We start from the raw sequence: 26057 nt of genomic DNA, 5'->3' as shown, positions 1-26057 counted from the left end.
CCGATCAACTATTCGGCATTCGGATGGAGTTTTTTACATTAGATACCACCCACTTGAACTTCCCACTGGCTGTTCGCTCGATTTTTTCCACCAGTTTTACGGATACCGACACATTCTTTCCAAGGCGCTTACTGAACTCAGACAACAGGTGTTCGGTGTCTGCTGTGGAGTATCCTTCCCTTGGAACGATTCGGATTTCAATCGAATCTTGTGTGTTCTGAACAATCTGGCTTTCAGAAACGGAATGCATGGGCTTGAAAGGATGGGTCAACACCGACGGAGAAATGAGGCGACCATCCGACAGGGAAATTATATCCTCAGCTTTGGTCGTGACATCCGACATCAATGGCAGGGCCCTCCCGCAGGAACACGGGTTCTCCAGCAGCGAGGAAACATCACTTGTAGCGTATCGAATCAGCGGCATTGCCATATTGTGCAGTGACGTGCAAAGCATCAGGCCTTCGCTGCCCGCCGTGACTGGCTTGTTTTCCTTATCAGCAAATTCAGTGATGCCGTACTCGAGCGCAATGTGATGCCCTTCGTGACGGTCGCATTCCGTGCTGAATATCACCCTTTCAGCTGCAGCCAGATAGTCGAAAACTTTGCAGGAAAAAGCAGACTCAATCGCCTCACGTTGAAATTCATACAGTGTTTCGGATGCGCTGATCACCGCCCTGACCGGGAATACCAACCCGTTTTGAAGAAGGTACCTGGCCAGAACGTAAAGCGTCGACGGATAACCATCGACAATCGCCGGATTGAATCTTCGCATTTCTTCGATGTATGCGGGGATTGTAGTATCCGAAAGATGAAATGCAGAAAGAAGCAATTGATTGTGATATCTGTTGTATCGCCAGAACGGTGCAGATTTCTGACTCAATGGAACGATCACGTTACCCCGGAGAACGGCAACTCGATCTCCACGATGGCCGAATCGAGCACTTGCCCATCTATACTGCCGGTCAAGCATCGCGTAGGTCATCTGAGTGGTACTGGCGTCGTAGTAAACCTGCAACGGCGATCCCGTCGTACCGCTGGTATGCCCCATTGTGAGACTTGCTTTATCGGTGGTTACGGATATCAGGTCAGCCGCCCTTTCTATGACATCCTGTCGGGTCAGCACCGGTAGAAACTGCAGGTCTTCCTGACTACGCAGGTCGTCAGCAGTTATCCCAAGCGCACCATACCGCTCTCTGTACAACGGCACGTGGGCGATGGCATGTTTGACGATTTCCCTAAGCCGGGTATTCTGCCATTCCCATAGACGTTCGCCGCTCCACCACTGCGATTCTTCGAGAAACTGCACATACTCGCTGAAACGGCCGCTATAGCGTTTACGATCCAGCCACCAGCCATAGGCTGAAATCGCAGCATTCTGTACTGCGACAGGCAGTACGGAATAGGCTCCTTCAAACGGAACGGCCACGGTGCTCCAGAGTTATCTGTGCCGGTTTTTTCGAAATATACTGATATGCATCCACCAATCGCGCGGCAATCGGCCTCCAGGAATAGGAGGCTTCAGCCAGAAGCCGCGCCTGCCTTCCCAACTGTTGCCGATCAGTGCCGCTCGAGAAGAGCTCCAGGACCGTGGACGCAAACGACCTGGTGTCATCGGCGATACGGATATTCAACCCGTCCACCACATCGATACCTTCACATCCAACGCTAGTAGAAACAATTGCTTTACCCGACGCCAGCGCATCCAACACCTTGAGCCGTGTACCACCTCCGACTCTGATTGGAACAACGTAAACCGATGCCTGCTGGATGATTGGTCTGACGTCGTCTACAAACCCATGGATCTTCAATGATGTATCGTGTTTCGCCATTTCCACCAGTTCGGCCGGCGGATCCTGGCCGACTATGTGAAAAACAGCATCTGGTTGAGCATCCGCGATTACAGGCCAGATGGACCGAGTGAAATGCATCACAGCATCGCTATTTGCGAACATGTTCATTCCGCCTGCCCAGACCACGGAGTGACCTGCAGATTCAGTACCGGGTCGAAAGTAGTCCACATCGACACCGTTCGGAACCACAACGGTGTGCAACCCTGGCACATTTTCCTTGAGCACACGCTCATCGATCGCAGAAACGACAACATTCGCATCGAACTTCACGCACTGGTCAGATTCGTATCTCAACAGTTTTTTCGCCTGCAATGACGCATAGAAGTTGCGCGGCCACCGTTCATTTCTCGATCGTCGGGCCATGAGCTGGGACTCGATATTGTGATGGGTCAGTACGGACGGGATTTCGGGAGCAAGTTTCCGATAGTGTGCAAGCCCGATCGTGTCATAGTGAATGACATCAATATCTTCTTTCTCCAGAAGCTCTCTTATGTAATCCTCAAGATCGACGGATTCGTGCGCAATGGCACTGAAAGGCCGCCTGTCGACGACTCCCGCTATGACCGCAGCCCATTTGTACAGCGAAGAGCGTTTCGTCCGCAATTCGAAATATGTAATTGACCGGCAGTATGGAGAGAGAACTCGCTTACTTTCTGCTATCTGTGCTTCGCTGCAAAGTATGTCCGGATGATTGAATGCAACCAGATGAAGATCCACTCGGCTACCCAGTTCACGTATGAGGTTGAAACCGCGTTGTAGAACTCCTCCGTGCGGCGGATACGGAACTATTTGACTGATGAAAAGGACTTTCATCGCTGAAGTGCGCCGAGTCGCAATTCGGATACCTGCTTCCCAGCCTTCGCATCAGATGCTCCCGATCCAGCCTTTTCCGCCTCGAGCATTGCCTTCATCCGACTATCAACAATCTGATTTACCGCAAGACACAATCCACCCATGACATACAGATGCGGGTAATAGAACACCGACAGGAAAGCAGCCGCAATCGAGAATCCAATAAGACTAGCGTTCATATAAACCAGCAGGGATCGCTCCTTCTCCAGTTTCCCGCGCAAAGCCCATGGGTTCACATTTCTTATCTGACGTTGAATCATGCGATACGCATTGATGAGAAACATGAGAAGCATTACCAGCCCAACGTATCCATACTCACCCAGTACATGAAAATACATGGAATGCGCGGCTTTCGATTCCCCATGATGGTAGGCGGCGTGTCCCATCTGAAAACCACCGGCTCCGACACCAAAAACCGGATTATGATTAGCCATCCAGATGGCCGCCTTCCACGCTTCGATACGTCCTACAGCGGAGCCCTCCTGTTCGTACTGTGAGATCGTAGAGAGGCGACTCAGATAAACATCAGATGCAAAAACCAGGACTACGCCCACGACAAGTCCGCCGATCAGTATTCCAACTCCTTTTCGCCGGCTTTGCGTCCAGAGATAGATCCCCACACCTCCCAATGCCAGTGTCGCACCTCGAGATTGAGAGCCCATTATGGAAAACAGCAGCAATCCGCCGATAGAAAGCACCAGGAGTTTCAGAACTTTCGACCTCGATGAGGAAAAAATATACAGACACATAGGTATGACGATAACTACGGAAAGCGCAAAATCGTTTCCGTCACCCAGAAAGGCGACGTGCTGAATGTAGTCTCTGACATCCGGGCTGAGAACGATATCCGGATTTCGTGCGATGAGATAAACGTGAATCGCAATCAGCATGACAAACAGCCCTCTCACCCTTTCGGTACTGTCTATCGATTTTGCGACCAGAAAGAAGAGAAGTAGATAACCAAGAATGGTTGTAAACATCTCCTGGGCCATCATTCTGTTCCAGCCCAAACCGATTGCGAGCAGACTCATCAACAGAAAGACAATAAGCATCTTCGCCTGCAGCGAACTCCAAACCTGGGCATTGGAGATCCTGCTTCGCTGAAAACTGGCTGTAAGGAATAGAAGAATGGGAAGGACGGAATACAGCTTGATGGTCACAATAAAAGGCAGCAGATCATGAGGTCGTGTGTATTCCAGAAAGAACACGATCAGTAATCCAATATAGATCATGCCGGGGACTCATGGGCGCGACCCGTCAATGATGAATAGAGGTTTTTCAGCATCTGCACGCGGCGGTTATGATCGAAATCCTTTCGGATCCGAGCTCCGCCTTCGCATGCCATAATCCGGTGCCGATCGCGGTTTTCCAGAAATTCGCCCATCGCAGCGACTAAGGCGGACACATCTCCCGAAGGAATCAGTACCCCATGTTGCTGATTCACTATGATTTCCTGTGTTCCGCCAACCGCAGTGGCGATAACCGGAGTATTCAACAACAGCGACTCCAGTATGACGTTTGGCATGCCTTCCGTGTAGGAGCTTTGAACGACCAGATCGAGAGCCGGATACACCTGGCGCATGTCCTGAACAAACCCGAGAAAACGTACTTTCGCCAGTATCCCGAGCCTGCTGGCCAGTTCCCGCAGCTTAGACTCGTCCTGACCTATCCCTATTAATACCAGCCTGGCGTCTCTGCAACGCTTGAGAATCTGCTCGCCAGCATTCAGAAACAGTGCCTGACCTTTTTCCGGACTCAACCTGCCGATATTCGCGATCAACACATCGCTTTCTCTGAATCCGTTCTCCGCTCGAAATTGCGAAGCATCGTTGCCGGACAGATAGTTCTCGGTGCGCAGTGCATTGGGTATCACTATTGTCCTGGCCTTTGGAAAAGAATGGCCCAGCTTTTCACGGGTATCTTCGGAAACGGCGATGACACAATCCATTCTCCTCAGCAGCCGCTTATCCAGCCAGTTAATAAATCTGGCTTTTACCGAATTAGAAATCCAGCCATGGACAGTACTTACCAGAACAACGGGACGTCGGCGAGCCACAACCACTCCGAATAAGTCCGTCCTCGCATCATGTGTATGGAGTATGTCCACTTGATGCTTATCAATCAGGTGAATGATCTGGCGTGGTATCGAAGGGTCAAGAGGACCCGATTCGTGAATTATTTCCACAGGGAGGCCGCGTCTGCAGGCATCTGACGCATAGGCGCCGTTAGCCGCCGCCCCTCCATCAAAGGTACCGATCACTACTCGAACTTTGCCTGGATCCATCGACTCTGCACAATCAAGAATAGTACGCCCAGGACCGTCCACCCAGGGTGAGTCTCTCAGGTCCAGAACAGTGATTGGCCTGACATTCACCGTGACGGATCCAAAATTTTGCGATGCGATTGAATCCACGTTCCCAGAATGTCAAACAATGCCTTCTGACCAGCCAAATCAGACACAATGTGATTGGCGTTGGGAATGGTTCGTATCTGACAGAGGTCTCCCACTTCTGAAAGCTCCTGGGGAAATCGGGCCGAAAACTTCTCTTCGAATTCCCATGCCAGTCGATCTCCCCCACTGAATATCAGCAGAAGCCGCCTGTCCATGTCTGTGAATTTGAAGAAGGCTGGTGCGAACAGAGGATTACTGTTGTCTGCCCCCATGCCCGCTGTGTTGCGGGAGGGCGTGTGAGCAACCCGTTTACCGAATAATGATCGAACCAGCAACCGGATATCCGTCTTCATCGTAAGGAGCCGTATCCAGGATTTTGCGTCGAACACTTTTCGAAGATAGGTCCGCTTCAACTGATTTCTCTGCCCTTCAGTTATCGTACTGAACTGATCCAGATCGCTTCCATCAAGAATGACAGGGATACCGATGCCTACAAGTCCCAGAACGCCTTCAATTTTCTGACTTGCCAGAAGGCCGGTAATCGCCCCGCCACAAAGACCAGCCAGTAGAAACCGATCAATTCCGAGGTTTTCGCGAATCCAATCTACTGCCGAGACGACATCGGAACAGTAACGACCAAGTTGAACCTGGCGGTAAAAATCAGCCATCAGCCGCTCAGGCAAGCTCCCTTCGGAATCACCCAATCCATAAAAATCAAAGCGCAGTACCGTGAATCCCTGATCCACAAACCACTTCGACAGTTTATTGTATAGACGGTGGGGGGCTACCCTCATTTTCACGCCGGGGGACAACATCACAACAGCCACGTCGCTGCTGGCTGAGTGCGGCATTTCGAGCACACCGGTGAGGGTGATTCCATCGGCATTCTTGAAACTTACGGGCCTTCGATTAATCGACGAGTTCATCTAGCCAGCTTTGTGTCTGTCTATAAAGATCATCAGCCCTTTGATAAAAACTGCGGATTTCACGCCAAAAAGGTTCTTCCTTTGCAATCCGCAGGTCCACTCTGTGTATGCCATCAGCATTCAGGGATTCCGAAACCACCTTTTCATAGGCGGACGTTGTGCCTTTTTCTGACCTGTTTACATTAACGATCAGCAGCGGGGTGTCACCAAGAGCGGTAATGCTTTCTGCCAGCGAGATGCTCTCAATACCCACGTATAGTGGTAGGGTGATCTCATAGCCCTCAACGTTGACGTGCTTGCCTGACCGAAGATCTTCTACCAGCGCCTCCCTGTTTTTTCTTACCTCTCCAAACGTCGCCATTTGAGCCGCGATATTGGTACGCAGTATCTCCTGACTGTAACGTCCGCCATCAGTTATAGGCTCCCAGGCAACTACTGCATCAGCCCCATAACGCCGAGCAGCTCCAAGGGCATTGTTGGCACCCATCCTTAAGCCTAGAAAAACCACGCGTTTAACCCAACTACACTTATCTATCATGTGTTTCTTTGCATGATGAATTTCGTTGAGCATTGAGTCGACGGAAACCCCGGAAAAGTCGCCATCGCTGTCTCCGTGCCCGAAGTGGTCGAAACGCAAAGCCACTGATCCACCCGCAGCGAGTTCACGCGCGAAATTTACGAAAACTCGATGGCTCCAGAGTTTCTCCTCGGCCAAAGGATGACAAAATACATATCCGACATCGTTCAGCGGCATCTCAGGCAGGTGAGTAACGCCGAACAGATCGCCCTCCCCTCCGGGAAAAAATTCCATGGATTCAGTAGTTGATGGCTCTTTCATTACTGAACACTGCTATCCTGCGTTGCCAGGAATGGCGGTAGTTGCCGATTCGCCTGCACTGTCAGAGCCTGGTATGCGCTCTCAGTCAGATGACTTCCATCCTCCTGAGTATAGTTTGCCAACCTCGCCCCATGCTCGTCGCCAAGTATTCGCTCTATGTCCAGAAGTGCGATCTGTTCATCGGACGCGTATCGCCTTAGCCACTCGTTGGTTGCCAGTACATATCTGTTTACATGAACGGGGTAAGTAACCTTTCCCAGCAACTGATAGACGTAATGCACTATTCGCTGGTCCCAGGTTCGATAAAGCGACAAGGTAACTTCAGTAGCAAGAATTGGACGCGCACCGAAACTGGAGACGTTTTCCACAATCTTTAACAGATTCGCCTTCACAGTTTCGAGCTTTTTGTCCAGTTCGGTCGCGTCTGTCCGTGTGATGTCATTGATGAATCCCCAGATCAGCACTGCATCGGGACGCGTCTTCGCAAGTGCCTGATCCAATCGCGCCAGCATGTCTTCTGTCTCATCACCACCAACGCCGTGATTGATAACCTGGTATCCACCTATCGACGTAATCTTCCAATCTCCCGCATAGGAGGCCCCGATAACCATCAGCTTTTTCACTTGTTCACTCTCTCGCAGTGACGTGACACCGTTCGATTCGGCCAGCGCTGCTGAATCGCAGAAACTGAATGCAATAAGCAGGATGGAGCACGTTCGAATTAACCCGATTCTCATCAGATGTTCTCCCTGTCACAGTTGACCGAAGCTAGCGCCTGTTCGTCGGTTGCCAGATTTCGATCCTTTGACCACTCAAAAACATCAGCCATGCCTGCAGAATTGCAACATTAGAAGAGATAAAGAATGTCAGTATTCGCACGGGATGGTATCGCTCGACGTCTATCACTCCCACCCATGCGGTAAATGCAATGCCATATGCAAATACCTGTGTCAGGAAGCAGGCTACCCAGAAAAGCCCACCCTCCATAGCCAGGATCATACTGCTGACAAAGGCAACGATCATGAATATTGGAACCAGCCAACGAATGAGCTTGTGAGACAGCAATGAAATCGAGAACCGAAGACGGCCTGGAAGAAACAGCGCAGTTCGAAAGTCCCAAAGCATCGCCATTCCGCGAACCACAGTCCGCACTTTTCGCTCAAATTCCTTGTCGGTTGATACGGTAGCGATCATTCTGCCTCTGGCTTCCGGACAGGTAACCGCACGATATCCACTCTTCACGGTTTCCAGGACCGAGAAGAAATCCGGTGCTACACCTTCTGGGAAAGCCTTTGTTGTCTCAACTCGCTGCGCGTAAAAGCAGCCACTGGCGCCAACTATGGAATCAACCTTCGACTCAAGATTGCGCAACCAGAGCTCATAGCGCCCATACATACCTTCTCCACTGCTACCCAGGATGTGGTCCTCTCCTGATACACACCCGATTTTCTCATCTGCGAAAGGCGCGACTATTGCGCGCAATGCACCTTTTTCCAGCATGATGGAAGCATCGCTGAAGACGATGACATTTCCGTCAGCAACTTTCACGCCCGCATTCAGCGCTTTTGCCTTTCCACCACGCTCCTGCAGGGCGACAAACTTGAATCGATCACCATCCTCATACTCGCGCACGATGTCGTTGGTCGCGTCCTGAGAACCATCTGAAACCACGATGATCTGACGAAGTCCAGCTGGATACTCCAACGACAAGGTGTTTTCGATCTTTTGGCGCAGGACCATCGCCTCGTTGTGCGCTGGAATTACAATTGAGACTCGCGGGAGCGAATAAGCAGAGGCCGCCTTACGGGTATTTACCGGCCATCTGGACATGACTACCAGTACAAGGGGATAAAACGCATACGCATAAACTACGGATAAAAACGAAAACCAGAACGCGGTTGCAGCAATCACGGAATACTCTTCGCTATAATTGGTCCAATCGTTCGCGTGGCAAACAGCGGCAGTTTCTTCCAGAGTTCTATCGCACCCGAAAACCTGGGATTTCCTGTATTCAGATTTGGCATTCGGTCGCGCTTTACCAGATCGTAGTACCAATAAAGCTGCTCCGGCACCGCATTCCACTTTTTCTTGAACACTTCGCCACCGGAATCAGCGCTCGATCTTCCAAGATGGAATGACTTTCTCCCCTGCAGGCAGGCGTCTTTCACCATCTCCCAATAGAGCACATAGCTGTATTGAAGGTGTCGCCCCGCAGGCTCAGCGCCTGCCCACATACCTTCAACGGTGCCTTCATGAACACCATTCATCGCGACCGCAATTGGCTGGTTACCATGCAGACACAGGAATATTTCTATCGAGTCCTGGAACTCATCCAGAACGTGACCAAAGAAAGAGCGTGAATAGAAAGGTGTGCCAAGAGATCTCCAGGAAAGCGCCATGAGTCGATAGTAGTCTTCAAGTAATTCAGGCCCACCTTTCTCCACTCGAAGTTCGTTCTTATAGGCACGCCTCACGCTGGTACGATGCTTCGAACTGAATGCGGTCCAGAGACGTTCTGGATCAGAATCGAGGTCAATCGTCATGCTCACTTTGTGCGTGGAAGGCTGGATTCCTTCGATGGGTAGCTTGTGTCTGGACCGAAGCTCCAGGAAATCCACATTGAGCTCGCGGGCCAGACGACGCGCTGATTCAATCAGCAGGCTTTCCGCGGCATCGGAGGTCGCAACCGGGCCACCATAGTTCAGAAAAGGCATGGAACACATGATCCGGCCAAAGAGCCGACTTTCTATCAGTACCAGGGGCAGGACGCCCTGCACATCCCGCTCATCCTCGCACAGCAGCGGATACACATCGTGCCCGAACGCCTGACTGATCACCCGCATCCATCCGTAACGATGGTAAAACGACGCTCTATTGAAGCGCCGGACAAACTCATCCCAACGCGGGGAGTCCACGTCGGTTGCCTGCCGAACAGCCAGTCCGTTCATTCGTTGCATACTGTTACTGGATCAACCACGTTCTGAATCAGGCCGGATGCCACCCGGCTCTGCCCTGTTCCTGCAGCTCCGAGTGCAGGCGGCACCTTATCACCACCCCAGCTGCGTCTTGTTTCGGACATGTAATACCGGCCCTGCCGGAGTGGTTTCAGGTGCTATGCTTCTCCGCTTTAGGCTCGCCACGAACAGCATGGCCCACAACCGCCTCGTCGCACCGGCGGGAACTCCCGTCGACCCTCGGGAACTTCTCAACGCGCTCCGCTGTGCCGCGCTCTCGCAGTACAATCCGACGCTGCTCGAGCAGACGATGTCGCCCCTGGTTGGTGATGGGCGACAATTCTATTTCAACACAGGACGCTCTGCGTTAGCCGTGATGGGACGCGCATTGCATCGGTATCTGGCGCAGAGCGGCAAAAATGATCTCCAATCCGAAGTTATTCTGCCTGGCTACACTTGCTATTCCGTACCTGCCTCACTGCTCCGAGCAGGCCTCAGGTTACGTGTTTGCGACGTGGATCCGGCCACACTCGACTACTGTCCGCAAGCGCTTGAGCGGCTTGATACGAGTCGGGCATTTGCCATCGTCAGCTCGAATCTGTATGGACTTCCCAACGACCTGCCTGCTCTGACCGCCTTTGCGAAGGAGCGTTCGTTACTCGTTATCGACGATGCCGCTCAAAGTTTAGGCGCCAGAATCGGCGGTGGCCCATCGGGAAGCTTCGGGGCAGCCGGGCTGTTCAGCTTCGACAAGGGCAAAGTCGTGACATCGATCCAGGGAGGTGTACTCGTCGTCCGGGATCCAACTCTTGAAAAACTGCTGTCTGAAGAGTACGAAAAGACTCGTCGCCCCCATCGCCTCCAGGTTGGGCTTGATCTTGCCAAGTTCATTGTCTATGCACTGATGCTGCCGCCCAATCGCTACTGGCTTACTCAGCAACTGCCATTTCTCGGACTGGGAATTACGCGATACGAAACTGACTTTCCGATCACGCGGTATAGTGCCCGATTATCCGGACTGGTGTTGACCCTGCTGAAGAAACTCCCCGCTTTGCAGCAGGCACGATGTGAGAATGCCAGACGCTGGACGCTGACTCTCTCTGACACAGAGCTGACACCACTGCAGACGCCGCTCTCAGCCAAGCCGGCATGGACCCGATATCCGGTACTGGCCAAGGATGCTGAGCGGCGTGACCGGATCATTTCGCAACTGCTCGATATCGGAATCGGAGCGAGCCGGAGCTACCCGAACAGTCTTGTGGATGTTCCGGAGCTGCAGAGTGCGCTGAGCGACAGCGCTGATACACCTGGCGCCCGGGAGGTGTCTGAGAGACTGCTGACCCTGCCCACGCATCCCTACCTGCAATGCCAGGATCTGGATCGCGCGCGCGAAGTGTTAGCATGGCAGTCGAGAAGATAATTGACAGAGTCAGCTACTCAACCCCAGCGAGAACTGGTGATGGTCACCGACTGGCAAAGTCTGCCGGTAACTCCACGTCAATGGGATCAAATTGCAGAATCAGGCTCGGTCGCGACGGTGTTCCAGACCTGGGACTGGCACGACACCTGGTTGCGATGTTTTAAAAAAGGGCGCGAACTAAAAATATTCGTCGGCTTTGAAGGGGGCGAGCCTTTTGCGATCGCGCCGCTCATCTCATCCGAGTCGGACCCCAGGGTCGTGGAACTCATTGGCATGGGCTACGCTGATTACCTCGATATGATGTGCCCACCCGATCACCTCGATGATTTCCTCTCGAGCACGCTCACGGCACTTGACGCATCTGCCGGTCAAATCAGCCGGGTGAATTTCGTCAATATTCCGGACTATTCACCGACAAACGACTTTCTTGCTTCCGCGCCACCAACGCTTGGCTTCCGATATCTCAAATATGCGAGCGTCCCTTGCCCGACACTGCTCATTCGTGATCATGAAGTCGAAGTAAAGAACTTGCTTGCTAAATACAGCATGAGAAGGCCAGAAAACATTCTGCGGCGTTCGGGACAGCTGCAGACGCTGGAGATATGCGGCTCAGAGAACATCGCGTCGCATCTGCCAAAGTTCTTTGAACAGCACGTCAAGCGCTGGCAGAACACCAACACGCCGAGTCGTTTTGAGAGTTCGGAGTACAGGAACTTCTTTGAACAGCTGGCATTTCAGCTCTCCCGGAAAGGCTGGCTCAGCTTTTCAACGACCACATTGAACGATCAACCCATCGCGTATCATTTTGGCTTCGCATATCAGCATCGCCTGACCTGGTACAAACCGAGCTTCGACATCTCACTGAAACAGCGCTCACCCGGTCTGGTCCTGCTGCGCCACTTGATCAACTCCGCGTTGACCCGGGGTTTTCATGAACTGGATTTCACAGTGGGCGATGAGGAGTTCAAACGCCGCTATACCAATCACTGCCGTCAGAATCACTATTGGCAGGCTTACAACAGCAGATCGCGATACCAGAGCGCACTGCTTAAGAACGTGGTTCGGAGGACCCTGAAATCTATTCGGGGTGCATTAAGATCGGTCCTGAATCAGCAATTGGTTTTTAGACCCCAATCAACAAAAACCACACTCTGACAACCTCTGCTACGGAAACTGAAATTGCTGCCAATCGCGAAGTTTCTTCTGAAATTCCTTGCCGCTGGGCTGCTGCACTATTCCGGTGCGCTGTTCCTTTATGGGCAATTCGCACTCCGAGGACGAATAAGCTGCCTCCTCTACCACCGCGTGCTTCCGGAAGATCTGATTGCGACCAGTGACTCCAACCGAGGACTGATCGTATCAAGCGCGACCTTCGAAAAGCAGATGCGTTTTCTGAAGCGATGGTACCCGCCCAGTGATTCAGGCGTACTGGACGATCAGGGAAACCCGTCAAAAATATCAGTACTCGTAACCTTCGATGACGGATGGCAGGACAACTTCGATCACGCCGCGCCCATCATGAGGGCACACGATATCCCTGGAGTGATCTTTCTTGCAACGGACTATATCGGGACCGACAACCTGTTCTGGCAGGAAAAACTGATAAAGGCCGTTCGGCGTATCTGGTCAGCCAGTGGTGGAGAGGATCCCAGGTTGGAACGCATCATTCAGAGAAAATCCAGGTCACGAGAATCCCGTACCGCCCGCGCCTTGATCAGTGAATACGTTTCCGACCTCAAAACCCGAGGGGAAGGTGAGATTCGCGCAGCGCTCGACGTCTTCGGTGCAGCATCCCGCAATATTGTCGCTGCAGATGAAGTGGATCGATTCATGACCTGGAGCCAGGCCAGGGAACTCCTGGCATCTCAACGCATTGAATTCGGATCTCACACTGCAAGCCACCGTATGATGACTCAACTCGACGATGAGAATATCGAAGAGGAGTTATCTGTCTCTCGACAGAAACTGGAGAGAGAACTTAGTCGTGAAGGCATACTATTCGCATACCCTAATGGCGATAGGAATGAGCGGGTGGAACGGATCCTCGACGGATCGGCCTATCGCTATGCCTTCGAAGTTCGACCGGGTTTCGCGGATCCTGTTCGAGAGCCAGTCTCATTGAAGCGGATGATGATTCACGACGGAATCGCTCCGAATATCCCCATGTTTCATTGTCATCTGCTGGGAATTATCTGAGGCCAGACGGTCCTCAGATACCCGCCTTCCCGCTAATCCTGAACCATCTCCGGAACCTCGCCTACCAGATACGCCCTGGAGTGCAGATAGCGGGTCGTCTTGCGCTTCGTTTCTATATCGCGATAGACCAGATCCGCCTGCTGCTCAGTAATACCCAATGCAGGTGCGAGTTCCGCAGCTGACACCCCGTTGTTCAGACCCCAGAGCGCCATATCCATTTGCTGGTAGGGTAGCGCAAAGTAGAATTCGTCCTGACCCTGAGCGAGGCTGTACGTGTCCGTGGTGGGAGCTGCACTGCATATTTCATCAGGGAGACCCAGATGTCTCGCCAGATTGTAAACCTGGGTTTTGTAGAGATGAGCAATCGGTTTCACGTCCGCCGATCCATCACCATTCTTAACAAAGAAACCCTGATCATATTCGAGCCGATTTGGCGTCCCAACTACCGCGTAGTTCAAGCGATCAGCATGAAAGTATTCCAGTGTTTTCCTGATTCGCTGTTTGAAATTAGTCGCCGCGACAATCTGCAGGTAATCCCTCAGTGGGAGTCGCTTCTCGATCCTCTTTCCCTGTGGATCTTCAACAACCAGTTTGAAATGATTGATCTGCCCTTCCAGCCCGCCGGACAGGACGATCTTGTTGCGCCACCCTGCCGAATACTGCGGAAATACGTTCCGAATTGCTTCATCACGCCAGCTGTAGCAGCCGACTGCTTCCAACGCCGGCGCGATATCACATATCAGGTAATCGATGCCGAGATGTTCGGCGAGAGCCTTACCCCGACTCAGACTCTCGTCGGAAGAGTCTGTCTCAGGCAGGAGCAAGCCGAATACCTTTGAAGAACCCAGCGCACGCACTGACAACGCTCCCGAGACAGAACTGTCTATCCCACCCGAAAGCGCAACAACCAGCCCACGCCGGTGGAGTTTCGAGCGCAAAATATCTCGAAGCGAAGACCCAATTCGCTCAACTTCAGTCTCGAAGTCCATATCGAGAACTCTGGGATCAAGGATCTTACTGGCCATATAACTAAACTCGACTTATCTGTTGTCTATCTGGGGAGATCAGTGGCTTCTGTTCCACGGCTTTGAGGCTGATTCAGGAGGTGTCGCTGAACTTTCCCGGAAGAGGTCTTTGGAAGACTATCCAGGAACTCAACCTCTCTTGGCACCTTATAGAGCGCAAGTTGAGATCGACAATGAGCAAGTACGGCTTTGGCTGAGATGGATGAGTCGCGTGATCTGACAACACAGGCCTTAATAGCTTGTCCCAGCAACGGGTCTTCCACGCCGACCACTGCTGCTTCTTCGATTCCGTCCAGTTCCACTAGGACCTCTTCAATGTCCAGTGGGCTGACTCTATGCGCGCCCGTCTTGATCATATCGGACGAACGTCCAACGATAAAAAGAAATCCTTCATCATCCAGATAGCCAAGATCCCCGGTCTTCAACCAACCGTCTATCAGTTGATTCTGCGTCGCCTTAGGGTCCTTCCAGTACCCCATCATGACATTCGGCCCGCGCACCCAGATCTCTCCCGTCTGCTCACCAGCCACCCTGAGACCATCTGAATCGCGAATCTCGAGGCTGACCCCGCTCAACGGCAAGCCTACTGATCCCATTTTGTCCGTAAGCCTCTCCGGTGGCAGGTAGGTCAAACGTGCCGTGGCTTCTGTCTGGCCGTACATCACAAATATTCTGGAACTGGCAGGCAGTGCGGATCTGAGGCGCTGGGTCAGCGCTTTGGACATCGCACCACCTGCCTGCGTAACGTACCGAAGCGCGTGTAAATCGTAATCCTTCGGATTCACACGACTCAACAGGAGCGCGAACGTCGCCGGGACCCCTGCCAACCCGCTCACCTGCTCACGTGCCAGACCTTCCCACACTCTTGCAGGAAACGCTGCCTTGTTCTCAATGACGATACGCCCACCTGCCCAGAGATGCGTCTGTAGCACCGAGTTTCCGTACGAGTAAAAGAAAGGGAGTACATTGAGTACCGAATCGTTCTCGCCAATCTCCAGGTACTCGATGATGGCTATCGTATTCTTTGCGAGATTTCCATGACTGAGCATGATCCCTTTAGGAGTTCCGGTGGTTCCCGACGTATATAGAATTGCGGCCAATTCTTCAGAGCCGCGCCTCGATGTCAATTCAGTTGGATAAGATGATTCATATCCTGAATAGTCATGAACTTTATCCAACTCCACCACGCCTAGACCGGTTATTCCAGCCTTCACGTTGCTGGTCTCCGGATGGTCCTTATCGGCCATCAGCAACCGACTGTCTGAGTGTTTGATCCAGGCCTGAAGGTCCCGCGATCTGGTCTGACTGTTCAGCGGGACAACCACTCCTCCGGCATTCAGGATCGAACAATACGCTGCAATGTAATCCGGTGAATTTTCACTCAGAATCGCGACTCGGTCACCCTGGACCAGTCCCAGCTCAAGCAGTTCGCCGGTCAGCTCCAAAACGCGCCCCCACAACTGCCGATAGAGAACGTTCATCTTTCCAGCAGTGATCGCAACCGCCTCCGGGTTCCGTACTACATGGCCGGCAATTCGATCTATCAGGTGAGGGGAGCCGGACATCGTGTCGATCAGGCAGCTGAGGACTGCTTACTTTGAATGTAATTGACGATGCGAGAAACGGAATCGAGATTTTCCGGTATCATTTCCTCGTCTGCTACCGATACCCCGAATTCCTCTTCAATAAAGTAAATCACTTCGAGAATCCCGGTGGAGTCAAGAATCCCCTTGTCCAGGAAAGAATCCTCATTCCCCAGTGATGACTCATCGTCGCTGAAGAGATAGTTCTCAAGTATGTAACACCGGATTTTGGATTCTATTGACATATCAGATTTCCGCATATTTTCTGTTTGAATTATTCAGGCGCCTGTACCGCGTGAAAGGGACGATACAGAAACACCGTTCACAAAGAGCTCGTGCCACATCTGCGTGGTGAGTACTCCCATGAGTGCCATGCTGTCCCTATTGGATACAGCGCGTCCTCGCAATGCCTTCTGCAGCAACCGACTGACCTTCTGACCATTAAAGTAGCCTGCCCGATCCACAGCCAGCGGAGACAACAGATCGTTGGCCAACGCATGCTTCTTTGCTCCGAACAGGGTCTGTATATCGGGAGCACGATAGGGTTGCTTGTACCGATTCACAATTCCGCTCGGAAGCAGCTGAGAGACTGCGCGCTTGAGCAGATATTTCTCATTCAGTACTTTCATCTTGAGACGTGGATCCAATCTATTTGCAAATTCAATCAATCGATGATCCAGATATGGGAACCGTCCTTCGACTGAATTCTTCATCAGCATCCGGTCACCCTGCGAACTCAGCAGATAGCCAGACATCAAAGTGCGTGCTTCCAGATACTGCGCACGATTGAAGCTCTCCCATCTGGAAAAACGCTCTGGTAAAGATCCAACTAAAACTTCTTCCGCCGATCCACGCAACTGTTCACCAACAGAGTCAGAAAAAAACAGTTTGCAGTGAGAGGTGTTCAACGCACGAGGTAAATGAGAGAACAGCGGCTGCTCAGGATGTTCAATCCCGATTCCAAAAAATCGCTGCAGGTAGACTTCGTCCTGCTTCTTCGACAGATTGAGGTAAGGGTACAGGCGTTTGAGCAGAATGGGTCGAGACTTCGACTGCGGTTGTCCGGACCAGAATTTTCGAAGCTTGGTTTCCTTGAACAGATCGTAGCCACCAAATACCTCGTCAGCACCCTCTCCGGTCAGCACCACCTTGTAGCCCTGCTCTCGAACATGACCAGAGAGAATACCCATGGGTACCGGGGCCGTCCGCAGCATTGGTGACTCCGCATGCCAGACAACTGAAGGCAGGAGGTCAATTATATTCGAGTCTCTGCAGGTTACGGCTGTATGGTCAGTCGCAATATGCTGAACCATCGCCTGCTGATGAACACGCTCGTCAAGATCGGCGTTTTCGAACTCCAACGAGAAAGTTCTTAAATGGGAATCGCCATACTTGTCGATCAGCGCGACTAGAGCAGAAGAATCCAGCCCGCCGGAAAGATATGCTCCAACAGGCACATCCGCCCGGAGTCTTATTTTAACCGCATCAATAAGCAGGTCCCGGGCCCTGTTCGAGAGTTCATCAACGCTACCATTCAAGTAGTCCCCCGGAGCAGCAAATTCCCAGTCCCAGTAGCGCCGAGTCTGGATCCTGCCTCTTTCGACAATGAGCTGCGTACCCGGAGAAAGCTCCAGTACCCCATCAAAAAGAGTTGCCGGGCTTACGGGAGCCCAGAATGTGAACAACTGATCAAGTGCTGCAGCGTTCAGTCTCGGGCGGCGGCTCAACGCGGGAAGTATGCTTTTCACCTCAGACCCGAACAGCAGCCGGTTATCGTCTATGGTGTAAAACAGGGGTAGAATTCCAGCGCGATCACGGGAAAGAACCAGTCGTTGCAAACGTGCATCCCATAACGCAATAGCGTACTGCCCATTCAACTCATCCACGAAGTCAATACCGCGCTCTTCATAGAGATGAACGATGACCTCGGTATCCGATTCAGTGTAGAACTTGTGTCCTCTCTGCTTCAGCCCCTTTCGAAGTTCAACGTAGTTGAAAATCTCGCCATTGAACACAACCCAGATATCTTCTGATTCGTTGTGTATCGGTTGGTCGCCTGTTTTCAGGTCGATAATCGAAAGGCGGGCGTGCCCCAGCGCAATCGGCGGCTCAATCAGAAAACCGTCCCCGTCCGGGCCACGATGCCGGATCTGGGAAACCATACGCTCTACTTCAGCCCTGCTCGGGGGAGTGTTGGCCGGCTCGAGATTATGAATACCCGCTATACCGCACATGATGCCGGCTCAAGATTCCCGCTCACAAAAGCGCGAGCTGGAATCCCTGCAGAAACGAAATTGCAACAACGAGGTAGGCTGCGAACAACAATGCAATCGCCATGACGAACCGGAGGTCCATCCTCCACAGCGCTCCACTCGAAATCGCCAGAGCAGAGCTGACGCTGCCGATCACGGGCCGGCCAAAAACCTCCGCCAGTCGTGCAGTGGAGCCAATCACTGGATTGATCTGGCTCATAAGGAAGGCGACACCTACCCCGACCAGCATAGCCAGAAGGGTAGCCAAAGCGCTGAACATAAGACGGTTGGGGAAGAAAGGAACCGCAGGCAGGACTGGTGGTTCTACGATTCTGAAATTGACGTTCTGCCCTGTACGATTTGCTTCGGTTCGAAGTTCGGCGGACTCCAGTCGGCCAACGAGTTCATTGTAGTTCGTCTGGGTGATCTCGTAGTCTCGATTGAGAGCAGCCAACTCTGCTTCGATCTGCGGAAGAGTTTCCACCTGACCCTGGAGCGCGTCGATTCTGCGCAGATATTCGTCGCGACGAACGGTTATAGCCGCGATGTTAGCCTCTACCTGACCAAGCTGCAGGCGCAGCTCCTGATACATCGGATTGGTCGCTGACCCGGGACTTGAACTTGTCGATTCGGACTCAGCAGCTTTCCTCCGCAACTGCTCGAGTGAATTTTTGAGGCTGACCACTTCCGGATGGCTTTCGGTGTATTGAAGCAGCAGCTCGTCGAGCCGCTGTTCCATACTGTTTACGCGCTCTTCCAGAGGCGACAGGACGATCGTACCATCGGGTGACACGCTTCGTTGAACTGGATTGACCCCCCGCAACTGCGCCTGCAGAGAACGAAGTCGAAACTGCTGCTCCCTCAGCTCCAGTTCGGTGGTTGCCAGCAGTTCACGTTCCGACCTCAAGCGCGCAAAGTAGTCCTGACCACGTTCAGGCAGGCTATCCATATTCGCCTGTCTGAACTCGGTCAGGCGCTGCTCCGCTTTGAGCAAACGCACTTCGTACTCGGCGATTTGCTTTTGCAGAAATTCCGTTGCGGCACCCGTATCCTGCTTAGTGCTGCCGATCGCATCTTCCACGAATGCGTCCAGCAAAGATCTGACAATGAGTAACGCCCGCTCCGGATTCTCGTCCCTCGCTCCAAGAGTGTACAAATTGGGTGGGCGCGGCGGCCAGGAAACCCGGCTCAACTGCTGCGCTTCGACGTTCACTTTGCCGCGCAGGCTGGCGATAATCTCTCCCATTCCCGCTTCACCAGTGGTACTGAGCCCGAGATCTGAGTCCAGGGCTACCCGCTCCAGTACCGGTCTGCTCATCAGACGGGTGGCCACGAGCGCCATCTTCTCTCCGACATCCATTGAGTCGACGGTAATTCCTGCCAGGAGCGGTTCAAGAAAACTCTCTGTATCGACATATACCTTGGCAGTCGCCTCGTACTGATTGGGGATCGCAGCCACAACCAACCAACCCACAACCGCGACAATCCAAGCGGCGGCTGAACCCCACCACCGGAATCGCCAGCAGCCATGAAGCAGGCTGAGGTATCTGTCGAATGCTTCCTGCACAAAAAACTCCGTGAAACGGTTAACCGTAGCTGACCCGGATGTTACTGATTGCAGACGGGAAATTCAGTATTGGCTTGTAAGGATTCTCATTCCAGCAAAGCAAGCGCCTCAGTTACTGCATCTCTGGCTTGTGACCAGAATGTCACCAATCTGCCACGGGCAGCTTTCCGATCTCCCGAGTATGGGGTAGCCACGGTCAGAAACAGCACGCCATCTCCGCCCAGCAGTCTTTGCTCCAGCTCCATCAGCTTTGCAGTCAAATCATGGCTGGTTGCGCGGCCATCGACCTGATACCAGGCCCACACAATCACCCTTTCTCCCGCACTACTCTGAACGATGAGTTCTCTGACGTCTGTTAGCCCGTGCTCATCAACGAGCAGGCTTGTCGCTGGCTCGGCGTAAGACCATTGATTGACAGGAGCGAGTTCATGTTCACTGCTTACCGCTTCCCGACCCTGGGTCTGTACATAGTAAGCACCACCATTCAGGTACACCTCTTCACCTTCGGGACCCAAATAGGTCGCGCTGATGTACCGTTCCGGCATGGCAAACCTGGGCTGGTAGAGACTCCCACTGTCACGAATCCAATCCGTAACAACTACGGGCACCTGGACGGGATCCTGAATGGCTCTGGCGTCACTATCTGTGAATGAACCAGGCCCAAGCACAATCTGCAAAGCCGGTCCGAGGCAGATGGCCAGCAAGAGAAGTGCCAACCCCGATACAGCCTTCCGCTCTTGAGCTGGCGCGGCTGATTGCTCCCTGTCATGGAGGCGTTCCGGAACTGTCATTCGAGCCGCTATTCCCTGCGGAAGGCGCGCGGTAAGATACAAAAAGGCACCCATAAAGACTACGAACAGCACCCATCCCAGACTAATGTGATCATCGGTGACGAAATAGTGCTGCATTTCCGTGAGATACCCGGATACAACCACAATCAGAATACGAATCGTATTGACCAGGATCGCCAATACAATACCAAGACACGCGTACACGACGGACGCCCACCAGCGAAAGCCATTGAGATAAGCAGAGATCAAACACAATGGGATAGCGACCACAATTTGGCGCATGCCGGAACAATTTTCCGCCACCCGAAAAGTACCGGCAGGTACCTGCAGTACCACACCATCCTGCAATACCGAAAATCCCAGCAATTCCATGTACAGACGCACAGCTGATGCAGTCAATACCTGCAGTTGGCCCTGATTGAGGATGTCCCAGATTGGCACCGCGCAGATCGGCAGGGACAACGGTATCAGCAGCGTCTTCAGTCTCGACCATCCGTATAAAGCCCAGAAAAGCGCGGGTATCATGAGTAGAAACGCGAGTTGCTGGGCAACCATCACGTTGACCAGCCCACTCAACAGCCAGATTAGCGACAGCACGGCTACCGCGAGCGCACCAGACCAGCTATAGCGCAAACTCATTGGCGCTCTGCGCCATGCAAGCAAGAGAATAACGACGGAGGCGAAGAACAGCAGGAGACCGTGGGAATAGTCTGTGTTCTCAGATCCTGTCCAGACGAACAGGATGTCCTCAGCGGTTGAATGGTACAGAAAGGTGAGCACCAGCAGAGACAAGAGAAATATAAGCCAGTGAAGATGGATTGAAAGCGGAAGCGAGACGGGCGATGAACTGGTCACGCGCGGCTCCCACAACACCGCGCGGTGACCGCACGACCAGCCAGGGAGAGCAGGTTCGTGACGCCCGCAGTGGAGAATGGAAAATAAAGAACATTATGGAACTCATGAGCATCCGTCGTCCAGGCGCGAAGCCAGGGTTCACTGGAACCTAGAAATTCCACACCGTCCAATCCCTGGTCGAAGGCGAATCGAATAGCTTCCGTCATCAGATAATTTCCAGGAGAGGCTCTCGCCCATTCACTGTCGTACCCGATTTTGAGTATCCAGTATCGATTTCTGTTGAGCACTCCAATCTGCATGGCGACCGGATATCCAGAGACCCTCAGGAAGCCCAATACCAGCTCATTGTTCAGAGCATAGCGACAGGCAATCAACTCGAGAAACCTCTGCATAGACTCGGACTGGAGAATCGCTGTCCCGCTCGTCGATTTCCAGCTTCTAGACTCAACAGAGAAAGCGTCCAGGAGTGACTTCTCGAGCGAATCAACCGAGGGACGCTCAAAATCTACCGTTATCAGCCCCCCTTCCTTCAGGCGCCTGTTTGATCGACGATAATCATAGCGGCGCTGCGAACTCATGGAGGCATAGTAATCAGGCCAGGTACCGCTCAGTTCTAGTTTCGGTACCGATGGCCTGCCGGGATAGAGGAAAAGGCCGGCCTTTCTCACACGAGGACCGGTCGATGGATGAGAGAGTCCGCCAAACGCCACTTTCTCCAGTGCTATCGGGTGACCCAGTTGCCAGATGCCGACCAGGAGTAATCTCAAATCGTCGAGCGTGTCGTAAAGAAATCCGCCGGCTTCATAAGTCGCTGAAGCGCCGATCAACTCAAGCCAGGGGATCCCGTCTCGTTTGCATCTGGCGAGTGGTGCGATTCCCACAACACGCTCCCCTTTTGAAAGTACTGCGACGAATAACTTGCTCTCCGCATAGAAGCACTCTGCATTCGCCTGTACCCAGTCAAAATCGAGCATGGGAGCTTCCCAGGTTCGATTCAGCCCATTCCACGAAGATCGCAATTCGCGGAGTTGATGCAATTCTGTAATAACTGACAATCGCCCATCCCTAACTTGCGAGTTGGGCATCAATTCAATCATTCGAGCCTTGAAGCGCCCGCCGGGTGATTGCTAACGCTTCTCCTCCCCTTGGAAATGAAATCGCCGTGCGCAGTACATAGGATTTCAGCCCCGGCCTCCAGCCTGATTTTCGCATCGCGCCGAAGACCTCGATAGCAGATTCAGAGCGACCTGCGAGGGCATGCGTCCTGAACAGTGCTTCCTGCAGCCTACCCTGGGTTTCGAAAAGCTCAGAATTCAGAATTTCGTCCAACCGGGCGCTGCTCTCCCAGACGCGTTCGATCATGTCCAGCCGCTCACGAATGCGGATAGCAGCATCCGTTCGAGTAAGCCGCACATTATCGTGACTTCGATTGAGGGCAGTTTCGAGATCCACGTATACGGCTCCACAGGTGCGGGACATCTCCGCAAAAAATTGCCAGTCTCCACATATCGAAGTGAATTCGGGAAACGGACCGACCCTTTGCAGCGCTTCGCGCCTGCAGATAGCTGTACTCGGGAGTACAACCGGCTGCACCAGTGAAAGGCCATAGATATCGCAGAGATACGAAGCGACCGACCTTTCGCCACCTGCATCCAGATATTCGACACGAGGAGATTCAGCAAGGATTGTATCCATGCCCCACTCAGCCTCCTGCCAACCGCGCAACCCACCCGACGAACGCTTTTCGCCCCGCCAGACAAAAAAATCAGAGAAAACAAAACCAGCTTCCGGAAACCGGCTCAGCGCCTCGATCTGCACAGCGGATTTGTATGGCAACCAGACGTCATCATCGTCCAGAAAAGCCACAAGATGCCCACTCGATCTGGCGATGCCGAGATTGCGGGCCGCGTTGACACCTGCATTCGTCTGTTTCAGATAAGTCACAGCATCACCGAACTGTGCAATCAGGTCTGAGGTGTCATCCGTAGACCCATCATCAACGACGATTATCTCAAGTCCCCGTACCGTCTCCTGTCTGAGTACGCTGTTGATCGCCTCAACGAGCATGCCGCTGCGATTGAACGTGGGAATGATTACGGACAGCTCGGACATTGGTTAAAACGATGCCTGTTTTCAATTCACGACGATGTCTGCCCAGACAACGCTCGGGGGGTGGTGTATCGGGGGATACGGGCACTGATTGGTTCGGAGAACTTCACTGAGATTACAGGTACTTGTCGACACCGGCATTACCGAGGATGTAAGAACGCCCGCGCAGATTGCTACAGGTTCAAAACAGGCAACGATTGAAACGACACTATACTTTGCAGCTCCAGAATCGTAGACCCATAATCCCCGGAATGCCGATTTCGATGAATTCAGGCAGCACGGAAGTACACATTCTGCCAATCAGGAACCAGACATGAAGAAGCTCTTTCTGCTCCTTCTACTAGGAACAGTGGCCGTACTGACGATGATCGTCTACGAACGATTTATCGTTCAGGGTATGTTCGGGCCAACTTCGCAGCTTGCAGCAGTGCTGCTGACTGGCACAGCGCTTTTCCTCATCGCTTCGTACTGTTTTTACGACACGCAACACCGCGAGCGGGTGAGAATGACGTGGCTGGCCCTGATGTCCATTGTCGTCAGCTACCTGGCCATCGACCTGATTGCGGGTGCTGTATTGATTCAATCGCTGTCACCCCAGCTGGTGCCCGACGAAGTGCGGCACCACAAACTCGTGGCCAATGCTTACTCCAAATTCGAGCAGCAGGATTTTTCCTATGTTCAACGCGTGAACAACTTCGGCTTACGTGGCCCGGATATCACTTCTGAGAAATCGCCCGATCAGTACCGGATACTCACCATGGGCGACTCGTTCACGATGGGCAAAGGTGTCGAAGATCATCAGACCTTTTCAGCCCGGTTGGAAGCTGCGCTGAATGAAAATCGTCCTCAATCCTGTCCACGCACTATCCAGGTCCTCAACGGCGGCGTCGACAGCTACGCGCCGGTGCTCGAATATCTTTATCTCCGTCATGAACTGATGAGTTTGAACCCCGACATGGTCATCCTGAACCTGGATGTCAGCGATCTGGTCCAGGAAGCTGCATACCGGGCACAGGCGGTGTTCGACAATCAGGGAAATGTGCTCAGAGTGCCGGGTAGCGAGACCCGAAGGCTTCTTAACGAGCGGATTCGAACCTGGATCGACCAGAACCTGTATATCACCAGACTGCTTCTTTTCTATACGAACAAGTTGCTTGGCTATCGAGATCTGTCGGTACGGGGAGTTGTTACCCAGGCCAATATGGAGACTGCCAAACACACACTCGTTACTGATGACCAGGACCGTACCGAACAATGGCAGATGATTTTTTCAAGCCTCAGTCAAATTAAGCAGCTTTGCGATGAACAGGGTATCGAATTTCTGCTGACCATTTACCCATGGGGCCATCAGGTTTCCCCTGACGAGTGGGTCCCTGGCAGAGATTATTTTATTCCCGAAGGTGCGCAGCCTTCTGAGGCGAGCGAGCGAACGGTTGTCAGTCTCTCCGCGGAGCACGGTATCAAGCTACTGAACCAGTTCGATCTGTTTCAGACCTACACGGGGTCGGAACCGCTGTATTTCGACAATGACCCCCACTGGACGGTAGCCGGACAGCGGCTCATGGCAGATGGTCTGACCCATTATCTGCTGGACCAATATTCCGCAAACTGGTGCCGTTGAGCACCGCTGGACTGACCTGTCTGCTTTTCATCAGTCTTCAGTCGCTTGATCCAGATACCGTAAGGCGGGCATTACAGTTTCTGAGCCAAAACTCGTTAAAGTGTCGGATTTTCTTACATCCACTTCCGATATCGGACTTATCACTTTGATATTTAAAGTTTTTTCTACTTGGCACACTCCGTGCACAGTACTGTTCACCATAATCAAACTCACGGTCGCCATTCGACTCTGAGCGCCTCAAACCAGAAGGTAGTCAACAAAGATGTTTAAAAAGCTAGCTGTTTTACTGATTCCCGCCCTGATCGCCCCGGCGGCATCGGCCTTGCTTATCACAGACACTCATTGCCTCGATTACCCGACCTGCCACGAACCCGCACTGATCGATGCCGCGACAAGTACGACCTATTCGTACACCCATGATCTGACAGACGATGGCTTCACACCTGGTGTCGATTTTGCGAAAGAGGCCTGGCTCTCGATTGAGGTGCGCACCGGCAACAGCCCGGATACGGAGATCATCCGCCTGAATCTGGGCGGCGGCGTAGAACTCTCCGACTCGGTGCTGGTCGATCACACTCCTATTACGTTCAATGTGGGTATGTTCGCGATCAATATCATCAATGACACAGGCATGCTCGCGGTCACCGTGTCCGCAGACTCTGGATGGTTCGCATTCAAGCGATCTGATCTGACGGTCGCTGTTCCGGAACCGGGGACAATCAGTCTGCTGGGAGCAATGCTCCTGGGCCTGGGTCTGATCCGGCGCAGGGCGACTTCCTGAGTTTTCAACCCTGGTCGACAACCACGCCCACCTTCACCTGGGTGG

General features: G+C 52.8%; 22 protein-coding genes. 5 read left to right on the top strand and 17 right to left on the bottom strand.

The window, feature by feature from the left end; genetic code table 11:
- Positions 1–4: 4 nt before the first annotated feature.
- The 9 genes from R3E82_05485 to R3E82_05445 are packed head-to-tail and all read right to left on the bottom strand — an operon-like array spanning position 5 to position 9806.
- Entirely contained in the window at positions 5–1426 is a 1422-nt protein-coding gene (locus R3E82_05485) for a hypothetical protein (GenBank protein ID MEZ5550319.1), read from the bottom strand.
- Positions 1410–2663 carry a glycosyltransferase family 4 protein gene (locus R3E82_05480; GenBank protein MEZ5550318.1) on the bottom strand — a complete coding sequence of 418 codons (1254 nt, stop codon included), beginning with the start codon at positions 2661–2663 and terminating at the stop codon, positions 1410–1412. Before R3E82_05480 ends, R3E82_05485 begins: the two co-directional genes overlap by 17 nt.
- Positions 2660–3934: an O-antigen ligase family protein gene (locus R3E82_05475; GenBank protein ID MEZ5550317.1), complete on the bottom strand. Its 1275-nt coding sequence runs from the start codon at positions 3932–3934 to the stop codon at positions 2660–2662. Before R3E82_05475 ends, R3E82_05480 begins: the two co-directional genes overlap by 4 nt.
- Positions 3931–5028 (bottom strand): glycosyltransferase, encoded by a 1098-nt coding sequence (locus R3E82_05470; GenBank protein ID MEZ5550316.1) that lies wholly within the window; start codon positions 5026–5028, stop codon positions 3931–3933. The genes R3E82_05475 and R3E82_05470 overlap by 4 nt, the downstream gene beginning before the upstream one ends.
- A gap of 44 nt (positions 5029–5072) precedes the next feature.
- Entirely contained in the window at positions 5073–6020 is a 948-nt protein-coding gene (locus R3E82_05465) for an alpha/beta fold hydrolase (protein ID MEZ5550315.1), read from the bottom strand.
- Positions 6004–6858 carry an alpha/beta hydrolase gene (locus R3E82_05460; protein ID MEZ5550314.1) on the bottom strand — a complete coding sequence of 285 codons (855 nt, stop codon included), beginning with the start codon at positions 6856–6858 and terminating at the stop codon, positions 6004–6006. The genes R3E82_05465 and R3E82_05460 overlap by 17 nt, the downstream gene beginning before the upstream one ends.
- Positions 6858–7595, bottom strand: a complete 738-nt coding sequence (locus R3E82_05455; protein ID MEZ5550313.1) for a GDSL-type esterase/lipase family protein — start codon at positions 7593–7595, stop codon at positions 6858–6860. The genes R3E82_05460 and R3E82_05455 overlap by 1 nt, the downstream gene beginning before the upstream one ends.
- Before the next feature lie 31 nt (positions 7596–7626).
- On the bottom strand, positions 7627–8769 hold the full coding sequence (locus R3E82_05450) for a glycosyltransferase family 2 protein (protein MEZ5550312.1): 1143 nt from the start codon (positions 8767–8769) through the stop codon (positions 7627–7629).
- Positions 8766–9806, bottom strand: coding sequence for a FemAB family PEP-CTERM system-associated protein (locus R3E82_05445; GenBank protein ID MEZ5550311.1), 1041 nt, complete (start codon positions 9804–9806; stop codon positions 8766–8768). Before R3E82_05445 ends, R3E82_05450 begins: the two co-directional genes overlap by 4 nt.
- A 46-nt stretch (positions 9807–9852) precedes the next feature.
- Between R3E82_05445 and R3E82_05440 the strand changes: the two genes are divergently transcribed.
- Genes R3E82_05440 through R3E82_05430 form a run of 3 tightly spaced genes read left to right on the top strand, consistent with a single transcriptional unit; the run spans position 9853 to position 13428 of the window.
- Entirely contained in the window at positions 9853–11232 is a 1380-nt protein-coding gene (locus tag R3E82_05440) for a DegT/DnrJ/EryC1/StrS family aminotransferase (GenBank protein ID MEZ5550310.1), read from the top strand.
- 39 nt (positions 11233–11271) lie between these two features.
- A complete protein-coding gene (locus tag R3E82_05435) occupies positions 11272–12387 on the top strand; it encodes a GNAT family N-acetyltransferase (GenBank protein MEZ5550309.1) in 1116 nt (371 codons plus the stop codon).
- Positions 12388–12411: 24 nt separating this feature from the next.
- On the top strand, positions 12412–13428 hold the full coding sequence (locus R3E82_05430; protein ID MEZ5550308.1) for a polysaccharide deacetylase family protein: 1017 nt from the start codon (positions 12412–12414) through the stop codon (positions 13426–13428).
- Between the two features lie 32 nt (positions 13429–13460).
- Here the strand turns inward: R3E82_05430 and nadE are convergent, their stop codons facing one another.
- From nadE to R3E82_05390, 8 genes are all read right to left on the bottom strand, one after another.
- The gene (nadE, locus tag R3E82_05425; protein MEZ5550307.1) at positions 13461–14453 is read right to left on the bottom strand and encodes an NAD(+) synthase; all 993 of its coding nucleotides are present in this window, start codon (positions 14451–14453) and stop codon (positions 13461–13463) included.
- A gap of 26 nt (positions 14454–14479) precedes the next feature.
- Positions 14480–16018, bottom strand: a complete 1539-nt coding sequence (locus R3E82_05420) for a class I adenylate-forming enzyme family protein (protein MEZ5550306.1) — start codon at positions 16016–16018, stop codon at positions 14480–14482.
- Positions 16019–16026: 8 nt separating this feature from the next.
- Positions 16027–16281: an acyl carrier protein gene (locus R3E82_05415; GenBank protein ID MEZ5550305.1), complete on the bottom strand. Its 255-nt coding sequence runs from the start codon at positions 16279–16281 to the stop codon at positions 16027–16029.
- A 33-nt stretch (positions 16282–16314) separates the two neighbouring features.
- Positions 16315–18270 (bottom strand): asparagine synthase (glutamine-hydrolyzing), encoded by a 1956-nt coding sequence (asnB, locus tag R3E82_05410; GenBank protein ID MEZ5550304.1) that lies wholly within the window; start codon positions 18268–18270, stop codon positions 16315–16317.
- Between the two features lie 22 nt (positions 18271–18292).
- On the bottom strand, positions 18293–19855 hold the full coding sequence (locus R3E82_05405) for a GNVR domain-containing protein (GenBank protein ID MEZ5550303.1): 1563 nt from the start codon (positions 19853–19855) through the stop codon (positions 18293–18295).
- Positions 19856–19941: 86 nt separating this feature from the next.
- The gene (locus tag R3E82_05400) at positions 19942–21501 is read right to left on the bottom strand and encodes an EpsI family protein (GenBank protein MEZ5550302.1); all 1560 of its coding nucleotides are present in this window, start codon (positions 21499–21501) and stop codon (positions 19942–19944) included.
- Complete coding sequence (locus R3E82_05395) at positions 21498–22475, bottom strand: GNAT family N-acetyltransferase (protein ID MEZ5550301.1); 978 nt, start codon at positions 22473–22475, stop codon at positions 21498–21500. The genes R3E82_05400 and R3E82_05395 overlap by 4 nt, the downstream gene beginning before the upstream one ends.
- Positions 22476–22590: 115 nt before the next feature.
- On the bottom strand, positions 22591–23613 hold the full coding sequence (locus tag R3E82_05390) for a glycosyltransferase family A protein (protein ID MEZ5550300.1): 1023 nt from the start codon (positions 23611–23613) through the stop codon (positions 22591–22593).
- A 310-nt stretch (positions 23614–23923) separates the two neighbouring features.
- Here R3E82_05390 and R3E82_05385 point away from each other — a divergent pair, with 310 nt between their 5' ends.
- Together R3E82_05385 and R3E82_05380 are read left to right on the top strand one after the other, a co-directional pair.
- A complete protein-coding gene (locus R3E82_05385; GenBank protein ID MEZ5550299.1) occupies positions 23924–25231 on the top strand; it encodes a hypothetical protein in 1308 nt (435 codons plus the stop codon).
- A 262-nt stretch (positions 25232–25493) separates the two neighbouring features.
- Complete coding sequence (locus R3E82_05380; GenBank protein ID MEZ5550298.1) at positions 25494–26012, top strand: PEP-CTERM sorting domain-containing protein; 519 nt, start codon at positions 25494–25496, stop codon at positions 26010–26012.
- The last annotated feature ends 45 nt before the right edge of the window (positions 26013–26057 follow it).

The organism is Pseudomonadales bacterium, assembly GCA_041395945.1.
GTDB lineage: Bacteria > Pseudomonadota > Gammaproteobacteria > Pseudomonadales > Azotimanducaceae > SZUA-309.
The sequence above is the reverse complement of the archived record's forward strand: the minus strand, read 5'-3'. Positions and strand labels throughout refer to the sequence as shown.